12 protein-coding genes are annotated in these 12,074 nt (G+C 71.5%); 1 reads left to right on the top strand and 11 read right to left on the bottom strand.

Features of this window, described 5'->3' with window-relative positions; all coding sequences use genetic code 11:
* Together AC0VY3_RS13265 and pyrR are read right to left on the bottom strand one after the other, a co-directional pair.
* Window positions 1–987, bottom strand: coding sequence for an aspartate carbamoyltransferase catalytic subunit (locus AC0VY3_RS13265; RefSeq protein WP_006123178.1), 987 nt, complete (start codon window positions 985–987; stop codon window positions 1–3).
* Window positions 988–1,081: 94 nt separating this feature from the next.
* The gene (pyrR, locus tag AC0VY3_RS13260) at window positions 1,082–1,666 is read right to left on the bottom strand and encodes a bifunctional pyr operon transcriptional regulator/uracil phosphoribosyltransferase PyrR (RefSeq protein ID WP_030085979.1); all 585 of its coding nucleotides are present in this window, start codon (window positions 1,664–1,666) and stop codon (window positions 1,082–1,084) included.
* Between the two features lie 222 nt (window positions 1,667–1,888).
* On the opposite strand from pyrR, the gene bldD reads away from it, so the two are divergent.
* A complete protein-coding gene (gene bldD / locus AC0VY3_RS13255) occupies window positions 1,889–2,389 on the top strand; it encodes a transcriptional regulator BldD (protein WP_014157378.1) in 501 nt (166 codons plus the stop codon).
* Window positions 2,390–2,553: 164 nt separating this feature from the next.
* Here the strand turns inward: bldD and nusB are convergent, their stop codons facing one another.
* The 9 genes from nusB to mltG all read right to left on the bottom strand — a co-directional run bounded on the left by nusB (window position 2,554) and on the right by mltG (window position 12,024).
* Window positions 2,554–2,985 carry a transcription antitermination factor NusB gene (gene nusB, locus AC0VY3_RS13250; RefSeq protein WP_010057335.1) on the bottom strand — a complete coding sequence of 144 codons (432 nt, stop codon included), beginning with the start codon at window positions 2,983–2,985 and terminating at the stop codon, window positions 2,554–2,556.
* Window positions 2,986–2,987: 2 nt separating this feature from the next.
* Window positions 2,988–3,554, bottom strand: a complete 567-nt coding sequence (efp, locus tag AC0VY3_RS13245) for an elongation factor P (protein ID WP_018515205.1) — start codon at window positions 3,552–3,554, stop codon at window positions 2,988–2,990.
* Window positions 3,555–3,604: 50 nt separating this feature from the next.
* The gene (locus AC0VY3_RS13240; RefSeq protein ID WP_030085972.1) at window positions 3,605–4,711 is read right to left on the bottom strand and encodes a M24 family metallopeptidase; all 1,107 of its coding nucleotides are present in this window, start codon (window positions 4,709–4,711) and stop codon (window positions 3,605–3,607) included.
* 149 nt (window positions 4,712–4,860) lie between these two features.
* Window positions 4,861–5,799 carry an AAA family ATPase gene (locus AC0VY3_RS13235; protein ID WP_475549657.1) on the bottom strand — a complete coding sequence of 313 codons (939 nt, stop codon included), beginning with the start codon at window positions 5,797–5,799 and terminating at the stop codon, window positions 4,861–4,863.
* Window positions 5,800–6,021: 222 nt separating this feature from the next.
* The gene (gene aroQ, locus AC0VY3_RS13230) at window positions 6,022–6,462 is read right to left on the bottom strand and encodes a type II 3-dehydroquinate dehydratase (RefSeq protein WP_003970353.1); all 441 of its coding nucleotides are present in this window, start codon (window positions 6,460–6,462) and stop codon (window positions 6,022–6,024) included.
* Window positions 6,459–8,096: a 3-dehydroquinate synthase gene (gene aroB / locus AC0VY3_RS13225; RefSeq protein ID WP_475549656.1), complete on the bottom strand. Its 1,638-nt coding sequence runs from the start codon at window positions 8,094–8,096 to the stop codon at window positions 6,459–6,461. Before aroB ends, aroQ begins: the two co-directional genes overlap by 4 nt.
* A complete protein-coding gene (gene aroC, locus AC0VY3_RS13220; RefSeq protein WP_475549655.1) occupies window positions 8,093–9,277 on the bottom strand; it encodes a chorismate synthase in 1,185 nt (394 codons plus the stop codon). The genes aroB and aroC overlap by 4 nt, the downstream gene beginning before the upstream one ends.
* Window positions 9,278–9,421: 144 nt before the next feature.
* The gene (locus tag AC0VY3_RS13215; protein ID WP_475549654.1) at window positions 9,422–10,249 is read right to left on the bottom strand and encodes a shikimate dehydrogenase; all 828 of its coding nucleotides are present in this window, start codon (window positions 10,247–10,249) and stop codon (window positions 9,422–9,424) included.
* Window positions 10,246–12,024 carry an endolytic transglycosylase MltG gene (mltG, locus tag AC0VY3_RS13210; RefSeq protein WP_475549653.1) on the bottom strand — a complete coding sequence of 593 codons (1,779 nt, stop codon included), beginning with the start codon at window positions 12,022–12,024 and terminating at the stop codon, window positions 10,246–10,248. Before mltG ends, AC0VY3_RS13215 begins: the two co-directional genes overlap by 4 nt.
* Window positions 12,025–12,074 lie beyond the last annotated feature (50 nt).

Below are 12,074 nucleotides of genomic sequence, written 5' to 3'. Positions count from 1 at the left end.
TTACTTGTTCTCCTCGGTACGGGCGGGGGCGGCGGACAGCGCGGTGTCGGAGCCGCCGAGCAGCAGGTAGAGCACGGCCATGCGGATGGAGACGCCGTTGGCGACCTGCTCGACGACCGTGCAGCGGTCGGAGTCGGCGACCTCGGCCGTGATCTCCATGCCGCGGACCATCGGGCCGGGGTGCATGACGACGGCGTGTTCGGGCATCTTCGCCATCCGCTCGCCGTCCAGGCCGTAGCGGCGGGAGTATTCGCGCTCGGTCGGGAAGTACGCGGCGTTCATCCGTTCGCGCTGCACACGCAGCATCATCACCGCATCCGACTTCGCCAGCACGTCGTCGAGGCTGTAGCTGACGTCGCAGGGCCACTGTTCGACGCCCACGGGAACGAGGGTGGGCGGGGCCACCAGGGTGACGTGCGCGCCGAGCGTGGTCAGCAGGTGGACGTTGGAGCGGGCGACGCGGCTGTGCAGGATGTCGCCGACGATCGTGATGCGGCGGCCGTCCAGGTCGCGGCCGAGCCCGGCGTCGGGGCCGACGAGCCGGCGGCGCATGGTGAAGGCGTCCAGCAGGGCCTGGGTGGGGTGCTCGTGGGTGCCGTCCCCGGCGTTGACCACGGCCCCGTCGATCCAGCCGGAGGTGGCGAGCCGGTAGGGGGCGCCGGAGGCGCCGTGCCGGATGACGACGGCGTCGGCGCCCATCGCCTCCAGGGTCAGCGCGGTGTCCTTGAGCGACTCGCCTTTGGAGACGGAGGAGCCCTTGGCGGAGAAGTTGATGACGTCGGCGGACAGCCGCTTGGCGGCCGCCTCGAAGGAGATGCGGGTACGGGTCGAGTCCTCGAAGAAGAGGTTGACGACGGTACGGCCGCGCAGGGTGGGGAGCTTCTTGATCGGCCGGTCCGCGACCCGGGCCATCTCCTCGGCGGTGTCGAGGATCAGGACGGCGTCGTCGCGAGTGAGGTCGGCGGCCGAGATGAGGTGACGCTTCATCTGGGGTTCTCCGGGTGGCTGGAGGGAGTTTCAGACATGCGGGCGCGCAGAAGGGCGCCGTACGCCCCCACAAGGGCGTACGGGAGAGCTCGGGCTACTGCGCGTCCGCGGGGGCGGTCTGCTTGACGCCGAGCAGCACGGCGTCGCGGCCGTCCTCCTCGGCGAGCTGGACCTTGACCGTCTCCCGCAGCGACGTGGGGAGGTTCTTGCCGACGTAGTCCGCGCGGATCGGGAGCTCCCGGTGGCCGCGGTCGACGAGGACCGCGAGCTGCACCGCACGCGGGCGGCCGATGTCGCCGAGCGCGTCGAGGGCGGCGCGGATCGTGCGGCCGGAGAAGAGCACGTCGTCGACCAGGACGACCAGGCTGCCCTCGATCCCCTCGCCGGGGATGTCGGTGCGGGCCAGGGCGCGCGCCGGACGCAGCCGCAGGTCGTCGCGGTACATCGTGATGTCGAGCGACCCGACCGGCGTCTTCCGGCCGGTGATCTGTTCGAGCTTGTCGGCGAGCCGGCGGGCGAGGAACACGCCCCGCGTCGGAATGCCGAGCAGCACCACGTCGTCGGCGCCCTTGGCGCGTTCGACGATCTCGTGGGCGATACGGGTCAGAACACGGGCGATGTCGGGGGCCTCGAGAACGGGGCGCGCCGCGTTGCCGGTGTCGTCGTGCTGTGCGTCCATAAGAAACGGACCTCCTTCTCCGCCTCACGGGACGGATCGTTAAAGGACGTCGAAATTGCGTCATCCACGCTACCAGGGCTTGCGCTCGGCCCTGACCCCGCCCCCGGGAGGTGCCGGTCCGGACCATTCGGCTTGACGCATCCAAGTAACGCTGCGTAACCTCACAGTGAGTTACCAGCCACGCGGCGGAGCCGCACACTGTTCCAGCGTCCGGGGAGCCATATGTCCAGCGAATACGCAAAGCAGCTCGGGGCCAAACTCCGTGCCATCCGCACCCAGCAGGGCCTTTCCCTCCACGGCGTGGAGGAGAAGTCCCAGGGTCGCTGGAAGGCCGTCGTGGTCGGTTCGTACGAGCGCGGCGACCGTGCCGTGACCGTGCAGCGCCTCGCCGAGCTGGCGGACTTCTACGGGGTCCCGGTGCAGGAGCTGCTGCCCGGCACGACGCCGGGCGGAGCCGCCGAGCCGCCGCCGAAGCTCGTTCTGGACCTGGAGCGCCTCGCCCACGTCCCGCCGGAGAAGGCCGGTCCGCTGCAGCGCTACGCGGCGACCATCCAGAGCCAGCGCGGTGACTACAACGGCAAGGTGCTCTCGATCCGCCAGGACGACCTGCGCACGCTCGCCGTGATCTACGACCAGTCGCCTTCCGTGCTCACGGAGCAGCTCATCAGCTGGGGCGTGCTGGACGCGGACGCGCGCCGCGCGGTCGCCCACGACGAGGGCTGAGCAAGCGGACCCCACAGCAGAAACGTGCCGCCGGGCGGGCGGGGACCTTCGGGTTCCCGCCCGCCCGGCGTTTGTGTGCCCGGTGTCGCGGCGGGTACACCGAAGGGCCCACGGCTGACCGTGGGCCCTTCGAGGCGTGTGCGACCGAACCGTCGCGGCCGGGGCTACTGCTCCCGGCGGAGGTTCGGCTTGAGGTCCTTGAAACGGGCCAGCAGGCCGTTCACGAAGGACGGGGAGTCATCGGTGGAGAACTCCTTGGCGAGCTGGACGGCCTCGTCGATCACCACGGCGTCCGGGGTCTCGTCCATCCAGATCAGCTCGTACGCACCGAGCCGCAGGATGCTCCGGTCGACGACCGGCATACGGTCGATCTCCCAGTCCACAGCGTAGGTGACGATGAGGTCGTCGATCCGGTCCGCGTACTGCGCGTACCCCTCGACGAGCTCCATCGTGAATTCGCCGACCGGCGGCTGACGGTCGTCGGTCCGCGAGTGCCGAACCCAGTCCGCGAGGACGCTCTGCACGGACTCACCGCGCTGGTCGGCCTCGAAAAGGATCTGGAAGGCGCGCTTGCGGGCCTTGTTCCGGGCAGCCACGGTTAGCTGTTCACCCGGCCGAGGTAGTCGCCCGAGCGGGTGTCGACCTTGATCTTCTCGCCGGTGCTGATGAAGAGCGGCACGCCGATCTCGTAACCGGTCTCCAGGGTGGCGGGCTTGGTGCCGCCGGTGGAGCGGTCGCCCTGCACGCCCGGGTCGGTGTGCTGGATCGTCAGCTCGACGGCGGCGGGCAGCTCGACGTAGAGCACCTCGCCCTCGTGCTGGGCGACGGAGGCGGTGAAGCCCTCGATCAGGAAGTTGGCGGCGTCGCCGACGGCCTTGCGGTCGACCATGAGCTGGTCGTACGTGTCCATGTCCATGAAGACGAAGTACTCGCCGTCCATGTACGAGAACTGCATGTCACGGCGGTCAATGGTGGCCGTATCGACCTTCACGCCGGCGTTGAACGTCTTGTCGACGACCTTGCCGGAGAGCACGTTCTTGAGCTTGGTGCGCACGAAGGCGGGGCCCTTGCCGGGCTTGACGTGCTGGAACTCGACGACGGACCAGAGCTGGCCTCCGTCGAGCTTGAGCACCAGGCCGTTCTTGAGGTCGTTCGTGGAAGCCACGGTTGCGGAATCTCCTGGACTGAAGCTGGTGGAACGACCGAGGATGCGCGCTAGAGCGCGAGCAGTTCCTTGGTCGTCATGGTGAGTAGCTCGGGTCCGCCGTCCGCCTCGGGGCGCACGACGAGCGTGTCATCGATCCGGACACCGCCCCGGCCCGGGAGGTGGACCCCCGGTTCGACGGTGACCGGCACACAAGCGTCCAGTTTACCCATGGCTGTAGGTGCCAGTTGCGGGTCCTCCTCGATTTCGAGCCCCACACCGTGCCCGGTCCTCGGCTGAAGCCCCTCTCCGTGCCCCGCGGATTCCAGCAGGTGCCGGGCCGCCCGGTCCACGTCCCGGTAGGCGGCCCCCGGTGCCAGAGCTTCCCGGCCGGCCCTCTGAGCGGCGAAAACGAGGTCGTAGAGCTCGATCTGCCACTCGGCGGGCGCGGTGCCGATGACGAAGGTCCGGCCGATCTCGCAGCGGTAGCCGTGGTAGCTCGCGCCCAGCCGGACGGAGAGGAAATCCCCCTCCTCCACCCTGCGGTCGGAGGGCCGGTGGCGGCCCTGGCCGGAGTTGGGGCCGGTGGCCACGGAGGTGGCGAAGGCGGGGCCGTCCGCCCCGTGGTCGACCAGACGGCGCTCCAGTTCGAGGGCGAGGTGGCGCTCGGTGCGGCCGACCAGGATCGATTCGAGGAGTTCGCCGAGGGCCTGGTCGGTGATCTCGGCGGCGATCCGGAGGCAGCCGATCTCCTCCTCGTCCTTGACGATCCGCTGCTGCTCCACGGTGAAACCCAGATCGGCCAGGTCCAGGCGCGGAGCGGCCTTCCCCATGGCACGGTGCCGGGCCACGGTCAGGTCGTGCTCCTCGACGGCGAGCGAACCCGCGCCGGACGCGGCGGCGAGGCCGGCGGCGGCGACCACCGGGTCCGCGTCCGGTACGGGCAGGAGGTCGATCCGGAGCGCCTCGTCGGGCCGCCCGTGGGCGGGTTCACCGGTCGGGGCGCGGGGGCAGAGCAGAACGTCCTCGCCGGGGCCGAGCAGCAGCACGGCGCCGGGCGGCGCTCCGCCCGCGAGATAGCGGACGTTGGCGGGGCGGGAGACCAGGGCGGCCGCGGAGCCCGCGGCGGCGCACCGGTCGCGGAGCAGCCCGCGTCGGACGGCGTGCACCTCTGACATGGTTCGAGCGTACGAGCGGGGGCGGAAGGCCGCCCGGCCAGCGCACCCGACCGGGGGGGGCCGGGCCGCCGGAGCGCGACGGCCGCAGGCCGGTCCCGCGACTGTCACGGGGCGGTCCTGCCCTCCCGGCAACCACCGGCTCCGCGCGGTTACCAGGCGGGCGGGCTCGCGATGGAGCGGGCCAGCACGTCGTCCAGGACGCGGGCGGTGGTCTCGACGTCGTACGTGGAGTTGTCGATGATCGGGAGGCCGGAGCCGTACCAGCCGGCCATCCGGCCGTGGATGCGGGCGACCTCCTCGTCGGAGAGCCTGCGGTTGCCGCTGCGGGCGGCGTTGCGCTCCAGGACGATCTCCAGGCCGGGCAGCAGGACCACGGGCAGCAGGCCGGGGCCCACATGGCGCTTCCAGCCGCCGAGGCCGACGACCGGGCGGTCGGGGAAGACGGCGTCGTCGAGGATGCAGGAGATGCCGTTGGCGAGGAAGTTACGGGCGGCGAAGCCGCAGGTGCGGCGGGCCAGGCGGTACTGCGCCTCGGAGTGGTCGTTCCAGCCGGCCTGCGGGTCGGCGAAGCCGGAGCAGACCCATTCGCGGACGTCGTCGAGGGACACATGGGCGGTGGGCACCCGGCGACGGGCCGCCCAGAGCTTGGCGACGGTGGTCTTGCCCGCCCCGGCCGGGCCGATGAGCAGCACGGCGAGCGTCGCACCGCCGGTGCCGGGCTCGGCGGGGGGCGCGGGCAGCGGTACGGGCCCGCCCGGGGGCAGCTGGACGTGCCCGGTGTGCCCGACGGCCTCCCTGGCGGGGGGCGTGGGGCCGGTGCCGCTCCAGCCGTGCTGCGGGGCCTGGCCGGGAGCCTGCGGAGGCGGTGCCTGGCCCGGAGCCGGAGGGGGCGGGCCCTGCCCCGGAGCGGGCGGCGGCGGGGCCTGACCGGGGCCCTGGAGAGGCGGTGCCTGACCGGGCGCGGGGGGCGGCGGGGGTATCGGGGGCGTGCCGGGGTGACCGGGGTGCTGGGCCTGGTACGGCCGGCCGACGTGCCCGATACCGGGTCCGTGGGGCGGCGGCAGCGGGGCCCCCACTGCGTGCTGCATCCGGTGCCACTCCGTCTCGTAACCGCAACTGACGCTGATGGGACGGCTACCGTACCTTCCCGGGCCGTCTCGGGGTGAACGGCCCGGGAGGGTGCGAAGTGCCCGCCGGCCGTACGGAGGCGGACGGGCATCGCGTCGGTGCCCGTCCGTACACCGGACCTCCGTACGCCGGTCCGGGCATCAACCGGTCGGTGTCAGTCCGTTTCGGTCCATGCCGGTCCGTCAATCCGTCAGTTCGTCGGCCAGGGCGCGCAGGGCGAGCCGGTAGGAGCCGATGCCGAACCCGGCCACCGTGCCCGTGGCCACCGCGGCGACCACGGACGTGTGCCGGAACTCCTCGCGGGTGTACGGGTTGGAGATGTGCACCTCGATCAGCGGGGCGGTGCGCTGGGCCGCCGCGTCCCGCATCCCGTACGAGTAGTGCGTGAAGGCGCCCGGGTTGAGAACGACCGGAATCGATCCGTCCGCCGCCTCGTGGAGCCACCGGATCAGCTCGCCCTCGTCGTTGGTCTCGCGCACCTCGACGTCGAAGCCGAGCTCCTTGCCGAGCGCGGTGCAGGTCTCGACGAGTCCGGCGTAGGAGGTGGCCCCGTAGACGTCGGGCTCGCGCGAGCCGAGCCGGCCGAGGTTGGGGCCGTTCAGGACGAGGACCCTGCGGGTCACGCGGATACCTCCCCGTAGGCGGCGAGCAGCACGGCCGGGTCGGGACCCTCCAGGACGGTGGGCTTGCCGATGCCGTCCAGGACGATGAAGCGCAGCAGGTCGCCGCGGGACTTCTTGTCGACCTTCATGTTCTCCAGCAGCTTGGGCCACTGGTCGCCGCGGTAGGCGAGCGGCAGGCCCACCGACTCCAGGACGCTGCGGTGCCGGTCGGCGGTGGCGTCGTCGAGGCGTCCGGCGAGCCGGCCCAGCTCGGCGGCGAAGACCATGCCGATGGAGACGGCCGCGCCGTGGCGCCACTTGTAGCGCTCGTTCTTCTCGATGGCGTGGGCCAGGGTGTGGCCGTAGTTGAGGATCTCGCGGAGTCCGGACTCCTTGAGGTCGCTGGAGACGACCTCGGCCTTGACCCGGATGGACCGCTCGATCAGTTCGGCGGTGTGCGGACCGGCCGGGGTGCGCGCGCCCTCGGGGTCGGCCTCGACCAGGTCGAGGATGACCGGGTCGGCGATGAATCCGGCCTTGATGATCTCGGCCATGCCGGAGACGTAGTCGTTGACCGGCAGCGATGCGAGCGCGGCGAGGTCGCAGAGGACCCCGGCGGGCGGGTGGAAGGCGCCGACGAGGTTCTTGCCCTCGGCGGTGTTGATGCCGGTCTTGCCGCCGACGGCCGCGTCGACCATGCCGAGCACGGTGGTCGGGATCGCGATCCAGCGGACCCCGCGCAGCCAGCTGGCCGCGACGAACCCGGCGACGTCCGTGGTGGCGCCGCCGCCGATGCCGACGATGACGTCGGTGCGGGTGAAGCCGGTCTGGCCGAGCGCCTTCCAGCAGTAGGCGGCGACCTCGACGGTCTTGGCCTCCTCCGCGTTGGGCAGCTGGATGGCGATGGCCTCGTAGCCCTGGTCGGCGAGGTCCTGGCGGACCGCCTCCCCGGTCTCGGCGAGCGCCTCGGGGTGCAGCACGGCGACCCGCTGGGCGCGGTCGCCGATGAGCTGGGGCAGCTCGCCGAGAAGCTGGTGGCCGACGAGGACCTCGTACGGGTCGGAGCCCGCGGAGCCTGCGACCTGGATGCGGGTGGGGCCCTGCTGCGTCATGCCGGTGTTCTCCACGCCGGGGGCGGCAGCGCCCTCCGGCAGTTCCAGTGCGTCGATGATCGCCTGGGCGACCTCTTCGGGGGTGTGTTCGTCGGTGGCGACGACGGTACGGGCGACCTCTTCGTAGAGGTGGCGGCGGGCGTCCATCAGCTCGCGCCACTGCCGGCGAGGGTTGACCGCGAGGAGCGGGCGGGCGGCGCCGAGGCCGACGCGGCGGACGGCCTCGTCCACGTCCATGGAGAGGTAGACGACCGGTCGGCCGGCCAGCAGCTCCCTGGTCGCCCGGTCCAGGACGGCTCCGCCACCGAGGGAGAGGACGCCCGGGTGCCCGGCGACGGCCGCCTCGACGGCCCGGCGCTCCAGGGCCCGGAAGTGCTCCTCGCCCTCGTCGTAGAAGATCTCCGCGATCGGCTTGCCGGCCTCGGCGACGACGTCCGCGTCGGTGTCCCGGTAGGTGGTGCCGAGCCGGGCGGCGAGCAGTTCGCCGACGGTGGACTTGCCGACGCCCATCGGGCCGACGAGGACGACCAGGGGGCCGCTCATCGGATCTGGAGGTGGTCGAGGTACGACTGGACGTTGCGGCGGGTCTCGGCCACGCTGTCGCCGCCGAACTTCTCCGCGACCGCGTCGGCCAGGACCAGGGCGACCATCGCCTCCGCGACGATGCCCGCCGCCGGGACGGCGCAGACGTCGGAGCGCTGGTGGTGGGCCTTGGTGGCCTCGCCGGTGGTGACGTCCACGGTGGCCAGCGCGCGCGGCACGGTCGCGATGGGCTTCATCGCGGCGCGCACGCGCAGCAGTTCGCCGGTGGTGAGGCCGCCCTCGGTGCCGCCGGAACGCCCGGAGGTGCGCCGGATGCCCTCGTCGGTGGCGACGATCTCGTCGTGCGCCTTCGAGCCGGGGACCCGGGCCAGCTCGAAGCCGTCGCCGACCTCGACGCCCTTGATGGCCTGGATGCCCATGAGCGCGGCGGCGAGCCGGGCGTCCAGACGCCGGTCCCAGTGCACGTGCGAGCCGAGCCCGACGGGCACGCCGTACGCCAGCACCTCGACGACACCGCCGAGGGTGTCGCCGTCCTTGTGGGCCTGGTCGATCTCGGCCACCATCGCCTTGGACGCGTCGGCGTCCAGGCAGCGGACCGGGTCGGCGTCCAGCTTCTCCACGTCGGCGGGGACCGGGAGGACGCCGTACGGCGCCTTCGCGGCGGCCAGCTCGACGACATGGCTGACGATCTCGATGCCCGCGGTCTCCTTGAGGTAGGAGCGGGCGACGGTCCCGAGGGCCACGCGGGCGGCGGTCTCCCGGGCACTGGCGCGCTCCAGGATCGGCCGGGCCTCGTCGAAGCCGTACTTCTGCATCCCCGCGAGGTCGGCGTGGCCGGGCCGGGGCCGGGTCAGCGGGGCGTTACGGGCGAGCTTCGCCAGCTCCTCCGGGTCGACCGGGTCGGCCGACATGACCTGCTCCCACTTGGGCCACTCGGTGTTGCCGACCATGACGGCGACCGGGGAGCCCATGGTGAGGCCGTGGCGTACGCCGCCGAGGAAGGTGACCTCGTCCTTCTCGAACTTCATCCGCGCACCGCGCCCGTAACCGAGCCGTCGCCTGGCCAGCGCCTCCGCCACCATCTCCGTGGTGATCGGGACACCGGCGGGAAGACCCTCCAGCGTCGCCACCAGTGCGGGACCGTGCGACTCGCCTGCGGTCAGCCAGCGCAACCTGCTCAACGGTGCTCCTCATGCTCGCGCCTGAATCCAACGGCGCCACCGGGTGCGCGGCCCTGGCCCGCCGCCTCCGATCCTCCCACGACCCTGGACACGATCCGGCCGCCGGTCCAGCAGACGGACTGGCGGAGCCCGACGAGTGGTCGGTCAGCGGGCGGCGAGCGCCGCTTCCCCGGCCTGCCGCATGGCGGCCAGCGGGGCCGGAACACGGCCGGTCATCTGCTCGACCTGGAGCAGGGCCTGGTGCACGAGGAGGTCGAGTCCGCCGACCACCGCCCCGCCGTGCGCCGACCAGGCGGCGGCGAGCGCGGTGGGCCACGGCTCGTACAGCACGTCGAAGAGGATGCCGGGGGTCTCCGGTACGGATCCGGCCAGCGCGTCGGTGGCTCCGGCCGGGGTGGTGGCGATGACGAGCGGCGCGCTCGACGCCGCCGCCGCGTCCGCCCAGTCGGCGATCACGACGTCGACGCCGAGCCGGTCCCCCCAGGCGCGCATCTCGGCCGCACGCTCGGGGCTGCGTACATAGGCGGTGACCGGTCCGGCGCAGATCGCCGCGAGCGCGGCCAGCGCGGAGGAGGCGGTGGCGCCGGCGCCGAGGACGGCGGCGGTCTCGACCTTGTCGACGCCGCGTTCGCACAGGGCGGCGATCATGCCGGGGATGTCGGTGTTGTCACCGACGCGGCGGCCGTCCTCGGTGAACACGACCGTGTTGACGGCCTCCACGGAGGCGGCCGTCGCGCTGATCTCGTCGAGCAGCGGGATGATCGCGCGCTTGAGCGGCATGGTCAGGGACAGCCCTGCCCAGGAGGCGTCAAGACCCTCGATGAATCCGGGCAGCGCCGCCTCGTCGACCTCGTACCGGTCGTAGGACCAGTGCTCCAGGCCCAGTTCGGCGTAGGCGGCGCGGTGCAGGACCGGGGAGAGGGAGTGGGCGATGGGCGCGCCGAGGACGGCGGCCCGGCGTGGTGCACTCACTGGCCGGCCTTCCCGTCCTCGTACTCCCGCCGGTTCTTCTCGTGCTCCTTGTTGGTCTCGGCGAAGACGGTCTTGTCCTCGTTGATCGAGACGAAGTAGTACCAGGGGCCCGGTGTGGGATTCATCGCCGAGTGCAGGGCATCCGCACCCGGATTGCTGATCGGACCGGACGGCAGGCCGATGATCTTGTACGTGTTGTAGGGGTCGTCGATCTTCCGCAGATCGTCGACGGCACCGATGTCCAGCGTGCTCTGGCCCTTGATGTAGTTGACCGTGGAGTCGAATTCCAGCCGTCCGACGGTCTCCATGTTGCCCGGCTTGAGCCGGTTGTAGACGACGCGGGCAACCTTGTCGAAGTCGTGCTTGTACTTGCCCTCGACCTGCACGAGGCTCGCGACGGTGATGAGCTCCCAAGGGGTCTTCAGGCCGAGCTTCTTCGCGCTGGCCTCCAGGTCGAGTTTGCCGTACTCCTTGTTCGCCCGCGCGACCATCCGCTTCAGCGCGTCCTCGGGCTTGGACCCCTTGGCAACCGGGTAGGCCGCCGGGTAGAGGAAGCCCTCCAGCGGGTCCTTCACATCCGGGTTGTCGTCCGCCCAGTCGGGCAGGCCCAGCGACTCCGCCTTGGTCTTGGCGATCTTCGCCGTGGTGCCCTTCTTCAGCTCCAGCCGCTTGTCGATCTCGGCATAGACCTTGACGTTGCGGGTCCCCTCCGGGATCACGAACGCGTTCTGGCTCTTGGGGTCGAGCATCAGGTCGATCGCGCTGGCGGCGGACATCTCCTTCTTCAGGAGGTAGACGCCCGCCTGGAGCAACTTGCCCTTGGGGTTGTCGTTCTGCGCCGCGACGAAGGCGTCGGAGGACTTGATCACGCCCTTCTTGCGCAGGATGTTGGCGATGTCGTAGCCGAGCGAACCTTCCGGGATCTCGACCTCGACCTCGCCGGTGCCCGCCCCCGCGAAGTCGGCCGGAGCGCCGAACTGCTTCTTCCAGAAGGTGTAGCCGACATAGCTGACTCCGCCGAGGCCACCGAGCAGGACGACGGAGACCACCAGGCAGGCACAGCCGCTGCGGCTCTTCTTCTTGTTCTTGCCACCCCGGCGCGAAGCGCGCGATCCGTCGTCATCCGGGTCGTCGTCGCCGTCACGCGGCTCACGGCCGGCCGGATCGTCCGCACCGGTGAAGAAAGGATGCGTCTCTTCCTGCGGCTCGTCCGGGTCCCAGTCCGTCGACGGCTGCTGCTGGTGCTGTTCCTGGTGTTGCTGGTGCTGTTCCTGGTGCTGTTCCTGGTGTTGCTGCTGGTCAGGCAAGGCCTCGCGGCGGCCCGGGGGCTGCGGCGGCGGGTAGGCCTCGGGGGTGCCGTAGTAGTCCTGCGTCGCGTCGTAGCCGCCGGGCTGCTGCGCGTACGGGTCCTGGGGCTCGGCCCCGTACGGCATGGCGGACTGCTGCCCGGTGTCCCAGCCGCCGTTGTACTGCGGCTGGGCACTCTGCTGCTGGGCGTACGGGTCCTGCTGGGGCGCGCCGTACTGCTGCTGATGGTTCTGCTGCGGCTGCTGCCCGTACTGCTGGTGCTGCTGATGCTGGTCGTACGGCTGCTGCGGGTACTGCTGGTGGCCCTGGTACTGCTGGGCGTACGGGTCCTGCGGATAGGACTGCTGCTGGTCGCCGTACTGACCCTCGCCGTGGGCGGCCTGCGGGCCTCCCCATCCCTGGTCCCCGTACAAGGGGTCCTCGGGATGCCACGGTTCGGAGCCGGGGCCCCGGCCATACTCAGTCATCGATCCCCTAGAGCCGCGAGACGCCGTTCCGTCTCTTCGCTTCGCTGTGC

It is taken from the genome of Streptomyces sp. iso_384 (assembly GCF_056172905.1).
The sequence above is the reverse complement of the archived record's forward strand: the minus strand, read 5'-3'. Positions and strand labels throughout refer to the sequence as shown.

What these genes read in the sequence shown, in the direction of transcription:
- AC0VY3_RS13265 (WP_006123178.1), bottom strand. Translation starts at nt 987, where the DNA reads ATGAAGCGTCACCTCATCTCGGCCGCCGACCTCACTCGCGACGACGCC.
- bldD (WP_014157378.1), top strand. Translation starts at nt 1,889, where the DNA reads ATGTCCAGCGAATACGCAAAGCAGCTCGGGGCCAAACTCCGTGCCATC.
- AC0VY3_RS13240 (WP_030085972.1), bottom strand. Translation starts at nt 4,711, where the DNA reads ATGTCAGAGGTGCACGCCGTCCGACGCGGGCTGCTCCGCGACCGGTGC.
- pyrR (WP_030085979.1), bottom strand. Translation starts at nt 1,666, where the DNA reads ATGGACGCACAGCACGACGACACCGGCAACGCGGCGCGCCCCGTTCTC.
- aroB (WP_475549656.1), bottom strand. Translation starts at nt 8,096, where the DNA reads ATGAGCGGCCCCCTGGTCGTCCTCGTCGGCCCGATGGGCGTCGGCAAG.
- mltG (WP_475549653.1), bottom strand. Translation starts at nt 12,024, where the DNA reads ATGACTGAGTATGGCCGGGGCCCCGGCTCCGAACCGTGGCATCCCGAG.
- AC0VY3_RS13235 (WP_475549657.1), bottom strand. Translation starts at nt 5,799, where the DNA reads ATGCAGCACGCAGTGGGGGCCCCGCTGCCGCCGCCCCACGGACCCGGT.